The following is a 21,687-nucleotide window of genomic DNA, read 5'->3' on the forward strand; positions in this document are numbered from 1 at the left end:
GCATCTGCTGATGCCTCGTCAGCGCTTCCCGCTTATTTCAGCAGGATCGCCCGGCAACTTTTGCCTTTGATTTTCCCTTGTTTCAGCTTAATTAGCGCCGATTTCGCCTGATTCGCCGCAATAGCGACATACGCATGCGTTGGGGTCAGATCGATTTTGCCAATCTGATCGGCACTGAATCCCGCTTCGCCTGTCAGGGCGCCGAGAATATCACCGGGGCGAATTTTCGCTTTGCGCCCGCCATCAATACACAACGTCATCATTGCTGCAGGCAGCGCCCTGACACTCTGTTTTTTCAGGGCTGTGCTGTCGCGCCAGGCCAGCGGTTGTTGCAGATAATCTTCCAGCGCATGGGCGCGCGCCATCTCATCCGGCGCAACAAAACTCACTGCTGCGCCTTGCTCACCGGCGCGTGCGGTACGTCCGATACGGTGCACATGCACTTCCGGATCGTAAGCAAGCTGAAAGTTAACCACCATCGCCAGTGATTTGATATCAAGACCACGCGCCGCCACGTCAGTGGCCACCAGTACGCGGCAGCTGCCGTTGGCGAAGCGGATTAACACACGGTCACGATCACGCTGCTCCAGATCGCCATGCAGCGGCAGGGCGCTGATCCCGCTCTGCTCCAGCGCGGCCGCAATCTCATCGCATTCACGACGCGTGTTGCAGAACACTACGCAGGAGGCGGGCTGCTGCTGGCTGAGCAGCGCAGTCAGCAGGGAGAGTTTGTCACGGCTGGCAACTTCATAAAAAGTTTGCGCAATCGCCGGCAGTTCGGTCACGGCTTCGGTGGTGATGGCTAAAGCATCACGCTGGAAACGTTCGCTGATAGCAATAATGCCCTGCGGCCAGGTCGCGGAAAAAAGCAGCGTCTGACGGCGTTCCGGGGTGTAGCCGATAATAGCGTCCATATCATCCCGGAAGCCCATTTCCAGCATGCGATCGGCCTCATCCAGCACCAGAGTACGCAGACGGTTCAGATCCAGCGAGCTGCGCTTCAGATGGTCAAGGATACGGCCCGGCGTGCCCACCACGATATGCGGAGCGTGCACCAGCGAATCGCGCTGGGCAGAGATCGGCTGTCCGCCACACAGGGTGAGGATCTTAATATTGCGCGTAAAGCGCGCCAGACGTCGCAATTCATTGCTGACCTGGTCGGCCAGTTCGCGGGTGGGGCAGAGCACCAGTGCCTGAGTCTGGAACTGGCTGCTGTCAATCTGTTGCAGCACGCCAAGACCGAAGGCGGCGGTCTTTCCACTGCCGGTTTTCGCCTGGGCGCGTACGTCACGGCCTGCGAGAATCGCGGGTAATGCCGCAGCCTGAATGGGCGTCATGGCATCGAAGCCCATTTCGCGCAGGTTATCGAGCTGGCTGGCGGGGAGTTGCGTCAGGGTAGAAAAAGCGGTCACAGGAAAATTCTCTAATCAGGCAGGGTTGCCGGCACAGTCTGGCAGAATGTTGGCGTCACGGCAATGTCCGGCGTGCCGGGCGCAAAAGGGTAAAATACGCACAGACACACTGCCCCTGAGGCTGCGGGCTAAGCGAGAAAAGAAAAGGCTGTCTATTCTGAAGAGAGCAAAAAAACTTTTTTATTCAGGAGGAAAAAATGAAGTTCTTTTATTTCGTTTCGCTGATCGCATCGGCAGGTTATTTGCTGGCCTTTTTACCCAAGCTCAGAACCCAGCGGGAGCCGGTAGCTTACTGGGGATGCTGGAGCTATCTGGCGGCAAACGCGATCTTCTGGGCGATTTATGGCGTGCGCCACTATCTTTAATGGGTTTCTGGGGGCGGCACTGGCCGCGCCAGGCGGATAATACGGAGGAAGCATGGCAGAAAATAATCGGGACCTGATGCCTTACCGGCTGTTTTATTGTGATGACAGGCTGTTGGTACAGAACATTGATGGTCATCTGATTGATATCGGTGGCGCGACGCAGCAGCAGGGGAGGTACCACTGGCAGCTGGACGGCAACGATGAACAGGGCGAGCAGAGCGCCTCGGTGCAGGCAATGCTGCAGGAGGTGGAACAACACCTGAGCTTTCTGTTTCTGGATGGCCAGTTCACCAGCTTACCCGATCTCAGCGAGCAGTTTGCCGATCGACTGGAGGATGTGCCTTCACGTGAAATCAGGCTGCATGAGTTGAGCGATGATGATGAACAGGAGATACGCTAAAGGCAGGACGGCGTCGCTGCGCGACGCCGCATTAACTCAGATAAAGGCAACGCCACCGGTGACCGCCAGGGTCGAACCGGACATGTAGCTGCCCTCATCGCTGGCCAGCAGCACATAAGCCGGCGCCAGCTCTGCCGGTTGGCCCACGCGCTGCAACGGCACTTCGCTGCCGAGGTTTTTAACCTGTTCAGCAGGCATGGTGGCCGGGATCAGTGGCGTCCAGATGGGGCCTGGCGCAACGACATTGGAGCGAATGCCTTTTTCTGCCAGCAGGGCGGCCAGACTGCCAGAAAAATTGACGATCGCCGCTTTGGTGGCGGAATAAGCAAGCAGTTTCGGCTTGGGCTGATCCGCATTGATTGAGGCCGTACTGATAATGGCGCTGCCCGCTGGCATGTGTGGTACTGCCGCTTTGCAGAGATAAAACATGCCATAGAGATTGGTTTTCATTGTGCGGTCAAACTCTTCATCGCTGATCTCATCCAGCGACTCACGGACCATCTGATACGCGGCGTTATTCACCAGAATATCGATTTGACCAAAAGCATCGACGGCCTGCTGCACGATATGCCGACAATGGGCCGCATCCGAGATATCACCTGCAACCAGTACCGCTTTCTGGCCCGCCTTTTCCACCAGGCGCGCGGTATCCTGGGCATCTTCATGCTCGTTCAGATAGGAAATCAGCACATCCGCGCCTTCACGCGCATAGGCGATAGCCACCGCACGGCCAATACCGGAGTCGCCGCCAGTAATAATGGCTTTTTTACCCTGCAGGCGACCGGATCCTTTATAGCTGTTTTCGCCGTGATCGGGTCTGGGTTCCATATCAAAAAAGGAACCGGGCGGCGTCTGTTGCTGTTCAGGTTGTGGTGGAGTGGGGCGTGAAGTCATAGCGATTCTCCTGACAGAGGGCTGGCATCAACACCAGCAGAATAATAACCGGGGAAAAACAGGTCATAAGCCGGACATCGCGGTCCGTTGCGCTGTTTCCCTTAAAAACGTGAGCATTGAGTATAGTTGAGGATTGCTGATCGGGCCGAAGACGCCCGATGAATGGCAGGAGAATATGCTGCGCTTAACCCCGATCGGCAGTCAAAGCAGAATAAAAGCAGGATTATTTTTAAAACTGTCGCTGTTTAATATTTAAACATGTTTTATTATAAGGTTTATCTGATAAATTCCGTGCTGGTATCCCGGAAATACCGGGGAAGAGTTTGCCACAACAAAGTAAAATTTGAGTTAAATTTGCGACATATTGTGCGCAAGTCACATATTAAAACTACCCGTTTAGAGGTAAATTCTTTGAATACGATCAACCAGGGATCAAATGAAGATGTGCTGAAAATCGTTGGCCGCGCCGTGTTGACCTTACACGTCCACGGTGAAGCTTTATCTGCGGATAAAGTGGTGTCGATGATTGAATGCTATGCGGAAAAGGAGCCCGTGAATATCGAAACCCAACGGCTGTACGCATTGGCGATAGAAATGATGTCCTCTGAGCTCATCACTTCCGATATTATGTAATGCCCCCGCAGTCACGGCGCCCTGTGCGCCTGCTCTGATACGTGACGAAAGCCTCCCTGCGGAGGCTTTTTTGATCGTGCTGGAATATCACGTTTGCACTCCGCTTCTGTCTGGATCTGTAATGTGGTCCTACCAATTAAGACCAGATTTTACCACTGACTCACATAATGGTGATAATTCCTGACAATTATGTTGCATGCTCATAACATGAGGTTAACTATCTCAGACCAGCAAACCCGCCAGCCCCTTTTTGGTAGGACCAATTAGCGGAGGGCGGGGTGCAACGCGCGATGTTGCAGAAGCTTATCGCTCAGCCTGCTGCGTCGTTGCTGCCACAAATATCGATACTCTGGAGAGCATGCCATGCAGGTCTGGCAACAAAATTACGATCCGCTGAACAACATCTGGCTGTCCAGCCTGATAGCGGTGATCCCGATTGTATTTTTCTTTTTCGCCCTGATTAAGCTCAAGCTGAAAGGGTATCAGGCAGGCACCATCACCGTGGTGCTGGCGCTGCTGGTGGCGCTGCTGCTGTATGGCATGCCTGTCGGACAGGCCCTTGCCTCGGTGGTCTACGGCTTTCTTTACGGGCTGTGGCCGATTGCGTGGATCATCATTGCGGCCGTCTTCGTCTATAAAATTTCCGTAAAAACCGGGCAGTTTGAAATTATCCGCGCCTCTATTCTTTCCATCACCCCTGACCAACGTTTACAGATGCTGATTGTCGGCTTCTCGTTTGGTGCCTTTCTGGAAGGGGCTGCCGGATTTGGCGCGCCGGTGGCGATTACCGCTGCACTGCTGGTCGGACTGGGCTTTAAACCGCTCTATGCCGCCGGATTGTGTCTGATCGTCAATACCGCGCCGGTCGCCTTTGGCGCGATGGGGATTCCAATTATTGTTGCCGGGCAAGTCACTGGCATCGACAGTTTCCTGATTGGTCAGATGGCGGGTCGTCAGCTGCCGTTCCTGACGCTGATTGTTCTGTTCTGGATCATGGCCATCATGGATGGCTGGCGCGGCATTAAAGAGACCTGGCCCGCAGTGCTGGTTGCCGGTAGCTCTTTTGCTATTGCGCAATACCTCAGTTCTAACTTCCTCGGCCCGGAACTGCCGGACATTATCTCCTCACTGGCCTCGTTAGTCTGTCTGACACTGTTCCTGCGTCGCTGGAAGCCGGTACGTATTTTCCGCTTCAACGATCTCTCCGCCTCTGTGGTAGACCAGACGCTGGAGCGCAAGCAATACAGCCTCTGGCAGATTGTGCGCGCCTGGATGCCGTTCCTGTTTCTGACGGCGACCGTGACAATCTGGAGTATTCCGCCGTTTAAAGCTTTGTTCGCCAAAGGTGGCGCGCTGAGCGACTGGGTATTCAGCGTACCTGTGCCCTGGCTGAACGATCTGGTGGCGCGTATGCCGCCAGTCGTTGGCGAGGCTACGTCGTATCCGGCGCTGTTTAAACTGGATCTGGTCTCGGCGACCGGTACAGCAATTATCGTGGCTGCCGTGATGTCCGTGATCTTCCTGCGCATGAAGCCTAAAGCCGCAGCAGAAACCTTCAGCGAAACCCTGAAAGAACTGGCGATGCCGATCTATTCCATCGGTATGGTGCTCGCCTTCGCCTTTATCTCTAACTACTCCGGGCTCTCTGCCACCCTGGCGCTGGCGCTGGCGCATACAGGGAGCGCGTTTACCTTCTTCTCGCCGTTCCTTGGCTGGTTGGGGGTTTTCCTGACCGGATCCGATACCTCATCGAACGCGCTTTTTGCCGCGCTGCAGGCCACCACCGCGCAGCAGATTGGGGTTTCCGATGTCCTGCTGGTAGCGGCGAATACCACTGGCGGCGTTACCGGCAAAATGATCTCGCCACAGTCGATCGCCATTGCCTGTGCGGCGGTTGGACTGGTGGGTAAAGAGTCCGATCTGTTCCGTTTTACCGTGAAACATAGTCTGATCTTTACCTGTATGGTAGGTATTATCACCACCCTGCAGGCTTATGTTCTTACCTGGATGATCCCATGACACAACCGAGTTACCGTCTGGCCGATCAGCTGGTAGTACGGCTGAAAAGCCTGATTACAGAACGCAAACTGGAGGCGGGTATGCGTTTACCCGCTGAGCGGCAACTGGCGGTAGAGCTGGGCGTCTCCCGCTCCTCGCTGCGTGAAGCCATCCAGCAGCTGATCAGCGCCGGCGTGCTGATCAGTCGCCGTGGTGGCGGTACCTGGGTACGTCAGCAGATAGAGCCCTGGTCGGAGCAGCGCATCGTACAACCGATGCGGTTGCTGCTGGCGGAAGATCCTGATTATCGCTATGACATTCTGGAAGCGCGCCACGCCATTGAGGCGAGTACCGCCTGGTATGCGGCGCTGCGGGCGACTGAGGCGGACAAAGAGAAGCTGCAGTACGCGTTTGACGCCACGCTGAAGCTGAAAGAGAGCGATGACCCCAACCTCGCGGCGCAGGCCGATGTGCGTTTTCACCTCGCCATCGCCGAAGCCTCCCACAACCTGGTGCTGCTGCAAACCATGCGCGGCTTTTTCGATCTGCTGCAATCTTCCGTGATGCAGAGTCGTCAGCGTATGTACAGCCAGCCCGCCATTTTTGTTCTCCTGACAGAGCAGCATCATGCGCTGCTGCAGGCGATTCTGGCAGGCGATGCCGTGCAGGCACGTAAAGCGGTCATGAACCATCTGGGGTTTGTGCACGCCACCATGAAAAGCCAGCATGAAGATGAAGCCCGACAGGCGCGTATCAGCCGTCTGCCAGGAAATGATTTGGATAACAGCAAGGAAAATGAGTGATGATTATTTCAGCTGCAAGTGATTACCGCGCCGCGGCACAACGTATTCTGCCGCCATTTCTGTTTCACTACATCGACGGCGGGGCCTACGCAGAATATACGCTGAAGCGTAACGTTGAGGATCTCTCTCAGGTGGCGCTGCGCCAGCGTGTGCTGAAGAACATGTCCGATCTGAGTCTGGAAACCAAACTGTTTGATGAAACTCTGTCGATGCCGGTAGCGCTGGCACCGGTTGGCCTGTGCGGCATGTATGCCCGCCGTGGCGAAGTGCAGGCGGCCCGTGCAGCCGCGCTGAAGGGGATCCCCTTTACGCTCTCCACCGTGTCGGTCTGCCCGATTGAAGAAGTGGCGCCCGCCATTAACCGCCCCATGTGGTTTCAGCTCTATGTGCTGCGCGATCGCGGCTTTATGCGCAATGCGCTGGAGCGCGCCAAAGCGGCGGGCTGCTCTACGCTGGTGTTTACCGTGGATATGCCCACCCCCGGCGCGCGCTATCGCGATGCGCACTCAGGCATGAGCGGGGTCAATGCCGCGATGCGCCGCTACCTGCAGGCGGTTACCCATCCGCAGTGGGCCTGGGATGTTGGCCTGAATGGTCGTCCCCATGATCTCGGCAATATCTCCGCCTATCTTGGCAAACCGACCGGGCTGGAAGATTACATTGGCTGGCTGGCGAATAACTTCGACCCGTCCATCTCGTGGAAAGACCTGGAGTGGATCCGCGAATTCTGGGATGGCCCGATGGTGATCAAAGGCATTCTGGATCCCGAAGATGCACGTGACGCGGTGCGCTTTGGCGCTGACGGCATTGTGGTCTCTAACCATGGCGGCCGCCAGCTTGACGGCGTGCTTTCGTCGGCGCGTGCGCTGCCCGCCATTGCCGATGCGGTGAAAGGCGATATCGCCATTCTCGCCGACAGCGGCATTCGTAATGGCCTTGACGTGGTGCGCATGATCGCACTGGGTGCCGATTGCGTGTTGCTGGGACGCGCTTTCCTCTATGCGCTGGCAACACACGGTCAGCATGGGGTAGAGAATCTGCTGAACCTGATTGAAAAAGAGATGCGTGTGGCGATGACCCTGACTGGTGCCAAATCCATCAGCGAAATTACCCCCGATTTGCTGGTGCAGGCCAATACGGTGCTGCAGGGAGAGATGCCGCTGCGTCCGCGTGCAGTAGGCTGATCACTGGCTGCGTCAGGGTTGTCTATACTTAGGCTCTCTTTACTGACTGGAGGGATAAGATGACCATTCATAAGAAAGGCTCGGCACACTGGGAAGGCGACATCAAGGGTAAAGGTACCGTATCAACAGAAAGCGGCGTCCTGAATCAGCAGGCGTACGGTTTTAACACCCGTTTCGAAGGGGAAAAGGGCACTAACCCGGAGGAGCTGATTGGGGCGGCGCATGCGGCCTGCTTCTCTATGGCGCTGTCGCTGATGCTGGGGCAGGAAGGATTTAAAGCCAACAGTATAGACACCACCGCCGATGTTTCGCTGGATAAACAAGACGAAGGTTTTGCTATTACCAAAATAGCGCTGACCAGTCAGGTCAACGTCCCGGGTATTGACAGCATGACCTTTGACGAGATTATTAATAAGGCGAAAGCGGGCTGTCCGGTCTCTCAGGTGCTCAACGCGGAAATTACCCTGAATTACAAGCTGGAAAGTTGACTCATCGGCGCGTACGGTTTGATCCGCGCGCCAGCCTGCAAGGCCACACCTCATGCTACGATGCGCCGTCCGGCGCATCTTTTCATGGCTTCTGCAATGCACACTCAGGCGTAAGCGTTTTCCTGACGGCGTACGCGCACATCGCTTTTGGCGACGCGATACGCTTTGCGGGGATCGCCCACGACAAATTCGAAGGTAGGGGAATAGTAAAAGGGTAACCAGCCGCCGTAGCCGCTCTCCCACTCCCAGCGCACCGGACAAGGCCAGAGAATACCATCATACAAAATGTAATAGACCCAGCGACCGTGAGGGCGACGGGGTTTGGATGTTTTCATAGGAATCACAACAGTGAAGGTGAAAAACAGCTTATATTTTGAACGCTATGGTGCCAGGTTGCAACTTTTGCGCATGCTTTCCTGGCGAATCGGTAACAAAAGGCGCGCTCAGCGGTGCACTTCGCCGCAGATCAACACCACGTTAGGGCGTACTTTATAAATACGGTCGGCCATGGTCTCGCAGGCCGCCTTGTCAGGGTAAATGCGTTCCGATACTGGCAGAGCCTCGCAGGCGTCATAGCCGCACGCACTCACTAATAATACAAAACCAATCAGCATTGTCTGGCTCCTGTCCACGCGCTCTGGCCGGCGGGAATTCCTGCTTTCGCTCTCCTGTTTAAGACCAATTATAGTCAAACGAAACGGAAACTGTTTTCTGGCTATCGCCGGACCGTTTTGCACCCGCATTCTGGCGTTTTTATGTGCCGCTGCGGATAACGCGACGGGAAAAGTAAACTTCTCGCATCCGCCAGGCTAAACTTGTTAACCTCAATTTTCTTTGCCGAGTGAAAAAACTATGTCTAACGAAATCGCCCATCCTTCCAGCAGCCCTAAACAGGCAGCGCTTCAGCTGGTGATCGAACTGGTACGTGCGGGTAAGCTGAGCCCCCTGCAGGGTGATGCGGCTAACATGATCTCCATCTACGAGCAGTTCAAAAATCACTTCGAAGCGGAAAAGCAGAAAAAATCTACCGACTCCGCCATCTCCTGACGGCTTGACGTGGGAGGTGATGGCCGGGCCGCTGCATGCCACAGCGGCCTGGTCAGACCGTCAACGGGCGTAATACCAGGCGGGAAGCAGGGCGATAAGGTTATTCAACGTATGCAGGAAGACCGGCAGTGCCAGACCCTGGCTTTTCAGCCGCGCGTAACAGAGCAGCAGCGAGAAAAGCGTCAGGGCGACCAGGGTTTGCCAGTGCACATATTGCGTGTGCATCACCGCAAAGAGCAGCGACGTCAGCAGCATGCAGGCGAAGCGGCTGTTAGGCGCCCACAGCAGAAACGCCTGCAGCAAAAATCCGCGAAACAGCACTTCTTCAAATACCGGTGCCAGCAGCACTGCCGTCAGCAACAGGATTAACATTGATGCCCGTCCCTGCTGCGCCTGTTCTACCAGCCAGCCTTCTGGCTGCAGAAACTGCGTCTGGGCAAGCAGCAGAATGAACAGAGCGCCAATAAACAGCAAAGTCTGACCGGGACGCAGTACGCTGAGAGGTATATCGTTGCGGCGCTGGCAGTAGAAGCGGTAAAGCGGGTAGATCACCGCAAATTCAAACAGGCAGAGTACCGGGACCAACAGACCGTCGTTACGCAGCACGCTATAGTTGGGAAACAGCGTAATCAGCATAGTAACAAGGTAATAGACCACAAAGCTGCCAACATAAAACAGCGTCAACGTCACTCTGTCGGAATTGGTGTTCATAGTTGGCCCAGCCAGCAAAGGTTAGCGCATAGTAGCAACGGCCATGAACGCTGTCGAGTCAGCCGCAACGACATTTCTTTACGTTCATTTTCTCTCTCAGGCTAAATCCACCCGGTAAATGGCCGATAACCTGATAAACGATATCTGGCTAAAGTTCCGTCATAAAAAGCGAGGACAATCACCCGATGCAACAGTGTTATTTGCCGGAGCTAAGCCAATGAATTCTCTCCCTGACCCACGCGTGCGTTTTTCGCTCCCTGCGGCGACGCACACGGTGCATAGTACGCGACGCAGCTTGCGTATTCTCTCGATGCTGCTGTTTGGGGTGCTGCTGCTCTCTATGGTCATGGTGATCACTATTGCCCGGCAGCAGAATCAGGCTTCAGTGAACCATGATGAAATGCTGATGCGTCACGCCTGGCAGTCACGTCAGCAGGCGATGCTGACAGATGTCCGCGATTATGCCTTCTGGGGAGAGGCGTGGAACCATATGCACCTGATGGTCGACCTCCAGTGGGCGTATGTAGAGCAGAATCTGGGACCCGGACTTTATAGTGAATATCAATATGAAGGGATTTTTGTGGTTGATGGAAAAAACCAGACGCGCTACGCGGTGATCAACGGCAAGCTCACTGACCGCACGCTGGAAGGGTGGATTGGCAAAGCGGGCGCGTCGCTGATAGCAGCGGCGCGAACGCTGCCGCAACAGGCGACAGCGTATAACATTCAGATAAATAACGTGCCCGCCATTATGGTTGTGGCGCCGATTATGCCCGATAGCGTCCCCCGTCCGCTGCAGCAGGCGGGCCCCGTTTCCCGGCTGGTATTTATTAACCTGTTTACGCCCGGCAAACTCAATCAGTTGGGAGAAGAACTGGATGTACGCTCACCGCGCGTGCCGGAGAACCGGGATGATGCGCAGGCATTACCGCGTTTAACACTGGAAAATAACGCAGGCGAGGCGCTGGTGATTCGCTGGCAGGCGAAACAGCCCGGTCAGTATCTGCTCTTTTTTCTGCTGCCGTTACTGATTTTCGCGGCGATTATTATTGCGCTGGTCACGCGACGCGTGGTGCGTCACGCCATGCATAATGCACAACTCTCTGAGCGCCGCTTCGATTTACTGATGCATAGCCAGAATGAACTGAACAACAGCGAAAACCGATTTCGCGACGTTGCCGAGGCGGCATCGGACTGGATTTGGGAAACCGATGCGCAGGGACGTATCAGCTATCTGTCGTTACGCTTTACCGATGTCACGGGCCATGCAGTGAAAGCCTGGCTGGGACGCCATCTCGATCATCTGTTGAGCCATACGACCCATTCGGTAGTGGAGTGGCTGATCCATCATGAGAAGGAGGCACGCGCGCCGTTGCGCTGTCAGTTCACCTCCGCCCAGGGCGAACGTCGTACCTGTCGGCTGGCGGCCAAAGCGGTATGGCGAAACGGTCAGCTGGAAGGGTTTCGCGGCACCGTCTCAGATATTACTCAGGAAGTGGAAGCCCAGGCGCGTATTCAGTTTCTTTCGCAACATGATGTCCTGACCGGTTTGCCGAATCGTATGCGTCTGCAGGAGTTTCTGGCTGGTCGACTGGAACAAATTTGTCCTGAGGATCCGCTGGTGATGATCAGTCTCGATCTTGATCGTTTCAAAACGATCAATGATACCTGGGGACATGCGGCGGGCGATGCGGTACTGAACCTGGTTTCACAGCGCCTGCAGCACGGCATGCAGCAGCATGAGCTGGTGGCGCGCGTGGGCGGCGATGAATTTATCCTGATTCTCAGCGAACCGGATCGTCCGGGCATTGAGCGCCGCTGCGCGCAACTGCTGCGTGAAGTGCAACAGCCGATTGTGGTTGGCGAACACGCTTTGTTGGCCGCCGCCAGCATGGGCGTCGCCTGCGCGCCACAGGATGGCACTCAGCCGGACGAACTGCTCTGTCTGGCGGATATCGCGCTTTACAGAGCAAAGCAGGCCGGCGGTAACCAGTGGATGTGTTACTCCGATGAGATGTCATCCCTGCCGGGCAACAAGCGCGCTATGGCGCAGCGCATTGCGCAGGCACTGGAAAATGAGGAGTTTCGTCTCTGTTACCAGCCGCGCTATGCGCTGCAAACCGGCAAGCTGGCGGGCGCGGAAGCGCTGATCCGCTGGCAGCCCGCCGCAGATCGCTGGATCACGCCCGATCGATTTATCCCGCAGGCGGAAGAGAACGGCATGATCAGCGCGATCAGCGACTGGGTGCTGCTGCGGGCCTGCCGCGATGCTCTGGCCTGGGGGGATGATCGCTACGTTTCCGTCAACATTTCGCCCGCTGAGTTTCGCTCGCTGGATCTGGTGCAGCGGGTTTCTTCAGCGCTGGAACAAACCGGATTACCCGCCACTCGGCTTGAACTGGAGATCACTGAAAACGTGTCCTTTGAACATCCGCAGCAGGCGTTAGTGATAATGCAGGGACTGTGCGCACTGGGCGTGCGCCTGACGGTGGATGATTTTGGCACCGGCTATGCCGCGCTGGGCTACCTGAAAAGCTTCCCCTTTCATGGGCTGAAAATCGATCGCTCGTGGATGAAAGATTTTCCGCAATCTCAGCAGGCGCGCTCGGTGGTGGCAGGAATTATCGGCCTGGCGCGCGCCTTTTCGCTGACGGTGACGGCTGAAGGAGTAGAAACAAAGGCACAGCTGAACCAGCTGAGGCGTTTGGCGTGCGATGAAGGTCAGGGATACTTTCTTGGCCGCCCGCTTACCCCAGCAGAGTTCAGTGCCACGCTGCATAACGTGATAGCCACGCCTGAAGAGCAGCCTTAACGGACTTTAACCGCCACGCAGGTCATCAGCGCCGCCAGCGCGATAAAAATCAGCAGTTCCATGATTACCTCCTAAGATTAATCTTAAATAATTTTAACCGGCGACTGGCTGAATATTGTGCAATTCGTGTGGTTTCCCGCAAAACTTGTGATGAATTTCACACCATTAGCCGGAAACAGATCAATAAAAGGCCAGAAAAGATCCCGACTGCGCGCGCTTTTTGTTACGCTCGGACTCCAGTCTGTTCACACGTCGGAAAGGAGATAAAGGTGAAACCTTATGGAAAATTATTGCTGATTGCAGGCGTTATGGCATTAGCTGCCTGTCAATCTGCGGGTAAATCTGAACGTGATAACACTGCCGGGGAGGTTGAGAACGACAATTGCGGGGCATCGCAATACCAGAGCTATGTCGGCAAGCCGCTCTCTGTCGTGAGCAGCCAGCGCTTTGCGACACCGGTGCGTGCGATTCCGTGGAATGCTGCCGTGACCATGGATTTTAATCTGCACCGGTTGAATTTCCTCGCCGATAAAAGTGGCAACATCAGCAAAGTTTACTGCGGGTAGATCACAAAAATCGCATCTGGCTGTCATACCGCTGTCATCGCACAGCGGGAGAATCAGCCTGCAGTGCGGTGATCTCCTTGTCACGTTCAGATAGCGTTATGCGTCTCGTTTGTTCCCGCTACGGCGGGAACTGTTTTCTGCGGCCTGGCTGCGGATAGCTTAACTCTCGCCGTGCGGGCGCGTTTCAATCAGCTGCGCCAGCAGGTTGCGATAGCTCTGTAAACGTTTCTCATCGCCTTCAAGTTCAAGCTGCTCGATCACGCGGGCGACGATCGCTTTATTGGTGGCAGGCTGGCCGGATGCCATCAGTTCACGCATGATCGCCACAAGCAGATCGGATTCCTGCGGTGCATTCCAGGCCGGACTGTTGAAATATTCGGTAATGGCACGGCTGGCACTGTTAGTTTGCGCTCTCATAATCTCTCTCCGCAAAGACGTCTGCGCTCGTATCACGAACGCTGTGCAGCATGATAATCCGGGTCAGACAACAAGGAATGTGACCGTAGTGGTCATAAAATCACCAGTCACGATGCTGATTTTTTAAACATAGAACCGTGATGAAAAAAAGTCAGTAACAGAATGAAATCTTTTTTTGTGATCGCTGACGGATTTTAACGTCCTTCGCGGGAAGAGAAGAGGGCGGAAACAGCGGGACGTCAGCGCGTCCCGCTAACCAGCTACTGACGCAGCGTCAGCGCGTAATGCCAGCGTTGCCGGGTCAGTAAAAACTCCGGGCTCACGCTCGGACTCCAGGAGTCATCGCCGCCTACGCCCATATGACAGGCGTCGAGATGCAGCCAGTAGCCCGCCTCTTCGCGCAGCAGATGGCGATGGGAAGTCTCCCTCAGCTGTTCAAGGCCGAAACGGCTCAGCGAAAAATGGAAATCGCCGCGAATCTGCCAGTTGCCATAGGTCAGCTGGCGCGTTCCGCCGCGCAGCCCGTTTTCTCCCGGAAAAACATAAGGGGTCCAGAGAGCCTCAGGCGGGCTGCGCCAGCGCGAAAACTGCGCGGCCAGCTGGCGATCAGGATAGTTCTCATGCGGTCCCAGCCCAAGCCAGCTGACATCCCCGCTTTGCGGTGCCAGCTGACAGCGCAGGCCGATGCGCGCCGGCGGCGGCAGGCCGGGCGCCTGTTCAATATCCACCGTGATGTGCAACTCGCCCTGCTGCGTAAAGCAGTAACGCTTGCGGCTGAGAAAGGCGGTAATTCCGCCCGCTTGCCAGGCATGCAGCGTTTCGATCTGCACCTCATGTGGTCGCTCATCCACCTGTAGCGCCAGCATCTGCGCTTCCAGCTGGTTATATCCCGCCCGTTTCCAGCGTTCCACCCAGGCATTGGGATCCACACGCTCCGCCTCGCTGGTGCCGATATCGTTATCGATCGGCGCGCGAATAAAGCAATCCTGCAGCGGCGTCAGCAGCGTTTCCTGCTGATTCACCCGCCAGTGCGTCAGCTCACCGCTGTGGCGTGAAAAATGCCAGCACTGATGCTGATGTTCAACCAGAATCCGCTCCTGCTGTTCGCTGACCCGGGGAGCAACGCCGCCCGCAATGGACGCGGGCAGCCGCAGCGCTGACGGCAGCGGCCACTGATCCCAGGCCACACGCCAGTCTGCCGGAGACCAGGCGGTGGCGCGCGGCTGATATATGGCCAGATTAAGCCAGCAGTGGCCGGTTAAATTTTCCGGCGCCTCGAGGGTGATGTATTGCGTCCCCTGCGGGGCGAGCGTCAGAGGCATTTCGCCTGAGGCGACCGGTTCTCCATCCTGCTCAATACACCAGCGCAGCACTTCATTATCGCTGGGGCGAAACAGATATTCGCTGTGCAGGGTAAAGGCAAAAGGATTATCCGCATCGGCCACGAACTGGAAAAACTGCTGCGCGCGCTGTGCTTCATACAGCGCGGGATGGGGGGTACGGTCGGCAAAGAGCAGCCCGTTCATACAAAACTGGCGATCGTTCGGCTTATCACCATAATCGCCGCCATAAGCCTGCCAGGGCTGGTCCTGCTCATCATAGCGCGTCAGGCTTTGATCGACCCAGTCCCAGACAAAACCGCCCTGCAGACGCGGGAACTGGCGAAACGCCTGCCAGTATTTGTTGAAGCCGCCGAGGCTGTTGCCCATGGCATGCGCATATTCACACAGAATCAGCGGGCGCGTCTCTCCCGGCATCCCAATCCACTTTTTAATCGACCATTTCGGCACGGCGGGGAAGGGCTGATCCTGATCGACACGCGCGTACATCGGGCAAATAATATCGGTCGCCGTGGTGTCGCCGCCGCCACCTTCATACTGCACCGGGCGGGTGGGATCGGCGCTTTTTACCCAGCGATAAAGGGCATCGTGCAGGCTGCCGTGCCCCGACTCATTGCCCAGCGACCAGATAATAATGCAGGGATGGTTGCGGTCGCGCTGCACCATACGCGTGACGCGCTCACTGTAAGCGGCAAACCAGCGCGGATCGTCAGAGAGACGGTTCATCGGCTGCATGCCGTGGGTTTCGATATTAGCTTCATCAACCACGTACAGGCCGTAGCGATCACATAACCGATACCAGAGCGGATGCGCAGGATAGTGGGAGCAGCGCACAGCGTTAAAGTTATGCTGTTTCATTAGTTCGATGTCACGACGCATGGTCGCTTCATCCATTACCTGACCCCGCTCCGGATGGTGTTCATGGCGGTTTACGCCCCGGATCAGCAGCGGCTTGCCGTTGAGACAGAGTTGCCCCTGCAGGATCTCCACGCGACGAAAGCCGACATCGGTGGCTTCCGCCTCGATAACCTGCTGCTGGCTGTCCAGCAGCGTCACCACAGCGCGATAAAGATGCGGCGTTTCGGCGCTCCACAGCTGCGGTGCCTCCACCGTGAGCCGTAGCAGGGCACGATCCCTATAGTGGCCACGCTCATCGATGATGGCGGTACCAGGCGGCTGCTCGCAGCTGCCAATCTGCTGGTCTGCCTGCCAGAGCGTCAGACGTAGCCGGTAATGTTCTGGCTGTGCGGCACCAGGGGCCACGCGCACCTTCACCTGCAGTTCGGCGCTGCGGTATTCCGGGCTGAGATGGGTTTCGATGTGAAAATCGGCCAGATGCACCTGCGGTTTATGCAGCAGCGTTACGTCGCGGAAAATGCCGCTCATACGCCACATATCCTGATCTTCCAGATAGCTGCCGTCGCTCCAGCGCAGCACCATTACCGCCAGCCGGTTCTGACCGGGGCGCAGGCTGGCGCTAAGGTCAAATTCGGCAGGCAAGCGGCTGTCCTGCGAGTAGCCGATCCATTTGCCATTGCACCAGAGATGAAAGGCGGAGTTGACGCCATCAAAAATGATTCGCGTCTGTCCCTCACCGTGCCAGCCGGCGGGCAGATTGAATGTGAGCGAGTAACATCCGGTGGGGTTTTCTGCGGGCACCAGGGGAGGATTAACCGGTATCGGGTATTGCACATTGGTGTAGATCGGGGTGTCAAAGCCATGCAGCTGCCAGTTGGCAGGCACCGGCAGCGAGACCGCATCCGGCAGATCCTGAAGCAGCCAGCTTTGCGGTACCGCCTCTGGCTGACTGAAGCCGCTGAAGGCCCACTGCCCATTCAGACTTAGCTGCTGTGGCGAGGGCTGATCGGCATATGCCGCCGCTTCATCGCGCCAGCTGGCAAAAGGGGGATGCGCATCCAGGCGGTAAAGCGAAGTGATAACCGGATTTTCCCAGTCCCGACGCGCCACAATTTCACTTAACGTATGCTGAGAATGATGCATGCTGGCAACCTGTAAAATGTTTTGCGCTCACAATGCGGTAAATCCGGTCAGCTGTAAAGAGGGGGTGAACGCAAAATCAACAAATTGCCTCTTTTTCCGCCGCCAGCTTTTTCCGTCAGCAGCTGACCTTTTGTAAAACTCTGCTTACGTCTTACGTCTTACGTCTTACGCCTTGCGCTTTGCCGGCTTTCTGCTACCTGAGTAAAAAGTAACTTCAAAAAGCACTGTTTTTTTACTTAAACCAGTGATAACGTCTGCTTTTACTTCCCGCTGAGACATCGGCATGAAAAATCTGATCGCTGAATTACTGCTAAAGCTGGCTGAAAAAGAAGAAGAGTCAAAGGAATTAGTTGCTCAGGTTGAGGCGCTGGAGATTGTTGTGACGGCGATGCTGCGTAAGCTGGATCCAGATTATCAACAATCGGTGGCGAATAGCATTGAAAACGCACTGCAAACAGTGCCGGAGGATGCTATTAACAGCAATGATTCCCTGCTGCTGCGCAACTACATTGATAAGCTGCTGAAACATCCCCGCAGTTAACCGCAGGGGGCTGACCGTTGACCGGCCCCCGTTAAAACGCTTCCTTTTACTGCTTACCGCGCACTAACCAGCTTTATCAGACACCGGGCGGGATCTGCTGCGTTGTCTGCGCCTTCCCGCCGTGGCAATCCGCTTATTTTTTACTTAACGCTTCCGATTTCTCCATGCAGCGCTGCATCGCTTCGATTACTGCGGCACGGAAACCTTTCTCTTCCAGCACTTTTACCGCTTCAATAGTGGTGCCGCCAGGTGAGCAGACCATATCTTTGAGTTCGCCGGGATGTTTACCGGTTTCCAGCACCATCTGGGCTGAACCTTTTACCGCCTGCGCGGCGAACTGATACGCCTGGGCGCGCGGCATGCCGCCGAGCACAGCCGCATCCGCCATCGCTTCAATAAACATAAAGACATAAGCGGGGGCAGAGCCGCTGACGCCAACCACCGAATGAATCAGATATTCATTCACCACCGCCGCTTTGCCAAAGCTGGCAAAAATCGCCACAACTTCCTCAATTTCTGCGGGCTCCACCAGCACGTTGGGCGTAAGCGAGGTCATCCCTTCATTCACCAGCGACGGCGTATTTGGCATGGCGCGAATAATCTTGCGGTCGTGCCCCAGCACCGTGGCCAGCGAATCAAGGGTGACGCCTGCAGCAATGGACACCACCAGCGCCTCTTTTTTCAGCTGACTGGCGATATCTTTCAGTGCTTTGAGAATCACATTGGGTTTTACCGCGCCAAACAGAATATCGACCTCACGCGCCAGCGCTTCTGCGCTGTCTGCGGGTGTCACGCCCCATTGCTGCGCCATCGCCTGGTTTGTTGGCGCTTTATGATCAAAAATCCAGATATTGGCTGGAGCGATTTGTCCGCTTTTGATCAGGCCGCTGATAATCGCCTGCGCCATATTGCCGCAGCCAATAAAACCGATTTTTTTCTCCAGCATCCTCGTTTCCTTTGAAATTTCCGATTTAGTTAACGGACCTAGCTTACGTCAGCCAGGATTAATAACAAGTCAGCACCGGAGATAACCTGAGATGATAAAAAACGACGAGCAAAACCGGAAATTTCCTGTCCGGGAAGATATGCGATGGCAGCAAACGGAATGGCGCATTCAGCGGGCAGGCTATGGACTGCTGTTTCTGGTGGTAATTGCCGGTGCGTGCGGACTTTTTTCCAAAGGCTGGGTCAGTAACCGGCAGATCAGCGCCGCCGATCAACGTCTGACGGTAGAGTACGAAGGTTTTGGCCGGCGCCAGAGCACGATGAATATGACGTTGCATCTGCAACAGCTGAACGGCGCTGAATATCAGGTCGTCATCAGTAGCGAAAAGATGAATGACTTCCAGGTTCAAACCCTGCAGCCTCAACCTGACGAAAGCTGGAGCCGTGGGGATCAATTGATTTTACGCTGGCAGCGACGACCGCAGCAGGAGAGCGCCACGGTATGGCTTGCGGTACAGCCGAAAACCTTTGGCCGTCTTCCGCTCCGGGTCACGCTGGATGCGCGATCGCAGGTTACTTTTACTTCTTTTATTTATCCCTAGGAGAGAGACCATGGAAACCGTATTACGTGCCGCCAGTATGTATTTGCTGCTGATGGTGGTTATCAAAATTGCCGGACGGCGAACCCTGCTGGAGATGACCTCATTCGATCTGATTCTGCTGTTAATTATCAGTGAAGCGACGCAGCAGGCGCTGCTGGGGGATGATTTCTCCGTTACCGGGGCGGCACTTACCATAGTGACGCTGATTGTGCTGGATATCCTTTTTGGCACGCTGAAAAGCTGGTCGCCGCGTATTGAGCAGTGGATCGACGGAGCGCCGCTGATTCTGGTGGAAAATGGTAAGCTACTGAAAATGCGAGCAAAAAAAGCCGGGGTTAATGAAGATGATATTCTGGTATCGGCGCGCAGCACGCAGGGGCTGGAGCGCATGGAGCAAATTAAGTTTGCCATTCTGGAGAAGAACGGCAAGATCTCCATCATTCCGCAAAAATAAGGAGCCCTCATGTCTATCTGGGTCGATGCCGACGCCTGTCCGGTTGTGATCAAAGAAGTACTGTACCGCGCGGCGGACAGAACCCAAACCCTTATCACCTTTGTCGCCAACCAGCCGTTGCGCGTGCCGCCATCGCCATTTTTACGTACCTTGCGCGTTGCTGCGGGGTTTGATGTTGCGGACAATGAGATTGTGAAGCGGGCAGAGGCAGGGGATCTGGTGATTACCGCCGACATTCCGCTGGCGGCAGAAGTGCTGGAGAAAGGGGCGGCGGCGCTGAATCCGCGAGGCGAACGCTATTCGCCCGCCACTATCCGTGAGCGGCTGACGATGCGTGATTTTATGGATACGTTGCGTGCCAGCGGTATCCAGAGCGGCGGCCCGGCGGCACTCAGCCCCCGCGACCGCCAGCAATTTGCTAACGAACTCGATAAGTGGTTACAGCAGCGCTAACGTTAGTTACCGTGGCAAACGCCACGTGCCGCCCGCCCGTCAGACAAAATTATTGTCATCAAAGTCGTCGTCACTGCCAAAGTCGTTCAGATCGTTGTTACTGGCAAAGCTGTTGTTATCCCAGCCAGCATCATGGTTCAGGAACGACTGATTATCACCCTGATTAAAGGTGTCGAGGCTGTTATCCACCTCAGGTAATGGCGTGTCATTGATGATGTTAACAATCTCTTCCGGCTGAGAATGGTTGAACATGCTGGTGAGCATATTCGCCATCATTACACCGCCGGCAACACCCACTGCGGTTTGTAAGGCACCGCCGAGGAAGCCGCTGCCGCCGCGCGCAGGTGCCGCGGCCGGGTTATAGGCAGGCTGCTGAGGTTGTGCGGGGGTATTATTCCAGGCGGGCTGCTGCGGTGCCTGCTGCCGTGAGCCGCCGCCGAACAGGCTGGAGAGAAAACCGCCGCTGCTCTGCTGCGGCTGACGCTGCAGCTGAGTCAGCTGGCTCTCCAGCTGGCTGACGCGCTCATTGAGTTTTTTCATGGCCGCTTCCTGAATCAGGATCGCCTGCGCCATGTAATAGGGTGCCCCCGGCTGCTCCTGCAGACGCAGCTTAATCAGCTGCTCTGCGGCGGTATCGCGTGGACCGGTCTGGCTTTCAGCCTGTTTCAGACGGCTGAACAGACCATCAATCAATTCTCTTTCTTCGCTCTGCATGCTGAGCCTCCTTTTACTTCTGTACAGGCAAATTATACGGGGTGCGGCGAGGACAAGCTGACTGTGGCACGGTAAGCAAATGTTGCAGAGATCGCCCCGGGCGGAACCATGCACGAAATGTGCATCACTTTACACAATAAATTCAATGAAATATCGGGGAAAGTGCCTGATCGGTGCGTAAAGCGAGCTTCCCCGGTGGCTGATGAAAAAAATTATCGGTATTATGCGTGACATTCTTGATTCAAAGCTTTGCCCAAACGGCAGAGACGGCGGAGGATGTGCCACTATGTCTTTACCCATCTATCTGATCGGCGCACGCGGCTGCGGTAAAACGACCGTCGGCCAGGCTCTGGCCCGGGCGTTGGGTTATACCTTTGTCGATACCGATCATCATCTGCAACTGGAAGCGCAGCGCAGCGTAGCCCGTATCGTGGCGGATGAGGGGTGGGACGGTTTCCGCGCCCGTGAAAGTCAATCCCTGCAGGCGGTCACTGCGCCCGCCAGCGTTATTGCTACCGGGGGCGGCATTGTGCTGGCGGAAGCGAATCGTCGCTTTATGCGTGAAAATGGCCAGGTTATCTGGCTTAACGCCGCGCCTGATGTGCTGGCCGCCCGCCTGGCAATCCAGCCGGAGGCGGAGCAGCGCCCCACCTTAACCGGGCGTCCGATTGTCGAAGAGATGCATGATGTGCTGCGTGAGCGCGCTCATCTTTATCGTCAGGCGGCGCACCATGATGTGGATGCCATGCAGCCCCCCGAGCGCGTGGTCGAGCAGATTCTGCAGTCGCTGTCGCTGGCTCGCGCCAGCTGATAACGCCCGGCTTTTTCTCAATTTTTCCGCCAGGACCACCGAAGCAGGCGGCCTGGCTATACTTACCTTTTGACAGGACATTTTCCTGCCGTAGTG

At 55.9% G+C, this 21,687-nt stretch carries 24 protein-coding genes; 15 read left to right on the forward strand and 9 right to left on the reverse strand.

Annotation, left to right across the window (positions count from 1 at the left end; translation table 11 throughout):
* Positions 1-32 precede the first annotated feature (32 nt).
* Complete coding sequence (dbpA, locus tag E0E17_RS11315; protein ID WP_130834168.1) at positions 33-1,412, reverse strand: ATP-dependent RNA helicase DbpA; 1,380 nt, start codon at positions 1,410-1,412, stop codon at positions 33-35.
* A 197-nt stretch (positions 1,413-1,609) separates the two neighbouring features.
* On the opposite strand from dbpA, the gene E0E17_RS20200 reads away from it, so the two are divergent.
* Both E0E17_RS20200 and E0E17_RS11320 read left to right on the forward strand, forming a co-directional pair.
* Positions 1,610-1,777, forward strand: coding sequence for a hypothetical protein (locus E0E17_RS20200; RefSeq protein ID WP_165446221.1), 168 nt, complete (start codon positions 1,610-1,612; stop codon positions 1,775-1,777).
* 52 nt (positions 1,778-1,829) lie between these two features.
* Positions 1,830-2,177, forward strand: coding sequence for a hypothetical protein (locus E0E17_RS11320; RefSeq protein ID WP_130834169.1), 348 nt, complete (start codon positions 1,830-1,832; stop codon positions 2,175-2,177).
* A 36-nt stretch (positions 2,178-2,213) separates the two neighbouring features.
* On the opposite strand, the gene E0E17_RS11325 is transcribed toward E0E17_RS11320, so the two are convergent.
* Entirely contained in the window at positions 2,214-3,071 is an 858-nt protein-coding gene (locus tag E0E17_RS11325; protein ID WP_130834170.1) for a glucose 1-dehydrogenase, read from the reverse strand.
* A 411-nt stretch (positions 3,072-3,482) separates the two neighbouring features.
* Here E0E17_RS11325 and E0E17_RS11330 point away from each other — a divergent pair, with 411 nt between their 5' ends.
* The 5 genes from E0E17_RS11330 to E0E17_RS11350 all read left to right on the forward strand — a co-directional run bounded on the left by E0E17_RS11330 (position 3,483) and on the right by E0E17_RS11350 (position 8,177).
* Positions 3,483-3,704 carry a hypothetical protein gene (locus tag E0E17_RS11330; protein ID WP_130834171.1) on the forward strand — a complete coding sequence of 74 codons (222 nt, stop codon included), beginning with the start codon at positions 3,483-3,485 and terminating at the stop codon, positions 3,702-3,704.
* A 363-nt stretch (positions 3,705-4,067) separates the two neighbouring features.
* Positions 4,068-5,723 (forward strand): L-lactate permease, encoded by a 1,656-nt coding sequence (gene lldP, locus E0E17_RS11335; RefSeq protein WP_130834172.1) that lies wholly within the window; start codon positions 4,068-4,070, stop codon positions 5,721-5,723.
* Positions 5,720-6,505, forward strand: coding sequence for a transcriptional regulator LldR (gene lldR, locus E0E17_RS11340; protein ID WP_130834173.1), 786 nt, complete (start codon positions 5,720-5,722; stop codon positions 6,503-6,505). The genes lldP and lldR overlap by 4 nt, the downstream gene beginning before the upstream one ends.
* Entirely contained in the window at positions 6,505-7,689 is a 1,185-nt protein-coding gene (lldD, locus tag E0E17_RS11345; protein ID WP_130835525.1) for an FMN-dependent L-lactate dehydrogenase LldD, read from the forward strand. Before lldR ends, lldD begins: the two co-directional genes overlap by 1 nt.
* A gap of 59 nt (positions 7,690-7,748) precedes the next feature.
* Entirely contained in the window at positions 7,749-8,177 is a 429-nt protein-coding gene (locus tag E0E17_RS11350; RefSeq protein ID WP_130834174.1) for an OsmC family protein, read from the forward strand.
* Between the two features lie 104 nt (positions 8,178-8,281).
* Here the strand turns inward: E0E17_RS11350 and E0E17_RS11355 are convergent, their stop codons facing one another.
* Both E0E17_RS11355 and E0E17_RS20205 read right to left on the reverse strand, forming a co-directional pair.
* Positions 8,282-8,512 carry a hypothetical protein gene (locus E0E17_RS11355; RefSeq protein WP_130834175.1) on the reverse strand — a complete coding sequence of 77 codons (231 nt, stop codon included), beginning with the start codon at positions 8,510-8,512 and terminating at the stop codon, positions 8,282-8,284.
* A 108-nt stretch (positions 8,513-8,620) separates the two neighbouring features.
* Positions 8,621-8,791, reverse strand: a complete 171-nt coding sequence (locus E0E17_RS20205; protein ID WP_165446222.1) for a hypothetical protein — start codon at positions 8,789-8,791, stop codon at positions 8,621-8,623.
* Between the two features lie 238 nt (positions 8,792-9,029).
* On the opposite strand from E0E17_RS20205, the gene E0E17_RS11360 reads away from it, so the two are divergent.
* Positions 9,030-9,224 carry a hypothetical protein gene (locus E0E17_RS11360; RefSeq protein WP_130834176.1) on the forward strand — a complete coding sequence of 65 codons (195 nt, stop codon included), beginning with the start codon at positions 9,030-9,032 and terminating at the stop codon, positions 9,222-9,224.
* 60 nt (positions 9,225-9,284) lie between these two features.
* Here the strand turns inward: E0E17_RS11360 and E0E17_RS11365 are convergent, their stop codons facing one another.
* Positions 9,285-9,935: a CPBP family intramembrane glutamic endopeptidase gene (locus tag E0E17_RS11365; protein ID WP_130834177.1), complete on the reverse strand. Its 651-nt coding sequence runs from the start codon at positions 9,933-9,935 to the stop codon at positions 9,285-9,287.
* A gap of 217 nt (positions 9,936-10,152) precedes the next feature.
* Here E0E17_RS11365 and E0E17_RS11370 point away from each other — a divergent pair, with 217 nt between their 5' ends.
* Both E0E17_RS11370 and E0E17_RS11375 read left to right on the forward strand, forming a co-directional pair.
* Positions 10,153-12,747: a bifunctional diguanylate cyclase/phosphodiesterase gene (locus tag E0E17_RS11370; protein WP_130834178.1), complete on the forward strand. Its 2,595-nt coding sequence runs from the start codon at positions 10,153-10,155 to the stop codon at positions 12,745-12,747.
* Between the two features lie 269 nt (positions 12,748-13,016).
* On the forward strand, positions 13,017-13,313 hold the full coding sequence (locus E0E17_RS11375; RefSeq protein ID WP_130834179.1) for an I78 family peptidase inhibitor: 297 nt from the start codon (positions 13,017-13,019) through the stop codon (positions 13,311-13,313).
* 159 nt (positions 13,314-13,472) lie between these two features.
* Here the strand turns inward: E0E17_RS11375 and E0E17_RS11380 are convergent, their stop codons facing one another.
* Together E0E17_RS11380 and E0E17_RS11385 are read right to left on the reverse strand one after the other, a co-directional pair.
* Positions 13,473-13,730, reverse strand: a complete 258-nt coding sequence (locus E0E17_RS11380) for a biofilm development regulator YmgB/AriR family protein (RefSeq protein ID WP_130834180.1) — start codon at positions 13,728-13,730, stop codon at positions 13,473-13,475.
* Positions 13,731-13,990: 260 nt separating this feature from the next.
* Entirely contained in the window at positions 13,991-17,071 is a 3,081-nt protein-coding gene (locus E0E17_RS11385) for a beta-galactosidase (RefSeq protein ID WP_130834181.1), read from the reverse strand.
* A 283-nt stretch (positions 17,072-17,354) separates the two neighbouring features.
* Between E0E17_RS11385 and iraP the strand changes: the two genes are divergently transcribed.
* Positions 17,355-17,612, forward strand: a complete 258-nt coding sequence (gene iraP, locus E0E17_RS11390) for an anti-adapter protein IraP (protein ID WP_130834182.1) — start codon at positions 17,355-17,357, stop codon at positions 17,610-17,612.
* A 133-nt stretch (positions 17,613-17,745) separates the two neighbouring features.
* Here the strand turns inward: iraP and proC are convergent, their stop codons facing one another.
* Positions 17,746-18,558 carry a pyrroline-5-carboxylate reductase gene (proC, locus tag E0E17_RS11395; protein WP_130834183.1) on the reverse strand — a complete coding sequence of 271 codons (813 nt, stop codon included), beginning with the start codon at positions 18,556-18,558 and terminating at the stop codon, positions 17,746-17,748.
* A 139-nt stretch (positions 18,559-18,697) separates the two neighbouring features.
* Here proC and E0E17_RS11400 point away from each other — a divergent pair, with 139 nt between their 5' ends.
* From E0E17_RS11400 to E0E17_RS11410, 3 genes are read left to right on the forward strand one after another with little or no spacing between them, the layout of a single operon-like run.
* Positions 18,698-19,159 carry a hypothetical protein gene (locus E0E17_RS11400; RefSeq protein ID WP_130834184.1) on the forward strand — a complete coding sequence of 154 codons (462 nt, stop codon included), beginning with the start codon at positions 18,698-18,700 and terminating at the stop codon, positions 19,157-19,159.
* Positions 19,160-19,169: 10 nt separating this feature from the next.
* Positions 19,170-19,613, forward strand: coding sequence for a DUF421 domain-containing protein (locus E0E17_RS11405; RefSeq protein ID WP_130834185.1), 444 nt, complete (start codon positions 19,170-19,172; stop codon positions 19,611-19,613).
* A 9-nt stretch (positions 19,614-19,622) separates the two neighbouring features.
* A complete protein-coding gene (locus E0E17_RS11410) occupies positions 19,623-20,066 on the forward strand; it encodes a YaiI/YqxD family protein (protein ID WP_130834186.1) in 444 nt (147 codons plus the stop codon).
* A gap of 39 nt (positions 20,067-20,105) precedes the next feature.
* Here E0E17_RS11410 and E0E17_RS11415 read toward each other — a convergent pair whose 3' ends face one another.
* A complete protein-coding gene (locus E0E17_RS11415; RefSeq protein WP_130834187.1) occupies positions 20,106-20,780 on the reverse strand; it encodes a DUF2076 domain-containing protein in 675 nt (224 codons plus the stop codon).
* 286 nt (positions 20,781-21,066) lie between these two features.
* On the opposite strand from E0E17_RS11415, the gene aroL reads away from it, so the two are divergent.
* Entirely contained in the window at positions 21,067-21,591 is a 525-nt protein-coding gene (aroL, locus tag E0E17_RS11420; RefSeq protein ID WP_130834188.1) for a shikimate kinase AroL, read from the forward strand.
* The last annotated feature ends 96 nt before the right edge of the window (positions 21,592-21,687 follow it).

It is taken from the genome of [Erwinia] mediterraneensis (genome assembly GCF_900604315.1).
Taxonomy (GTDB): Bacteria; Pseudomonadota; Gammaproteobacteria; order Enterobacterales; family Enterobacteriaceae; genus Pantoea; species Pantoea mediterraneensis_A.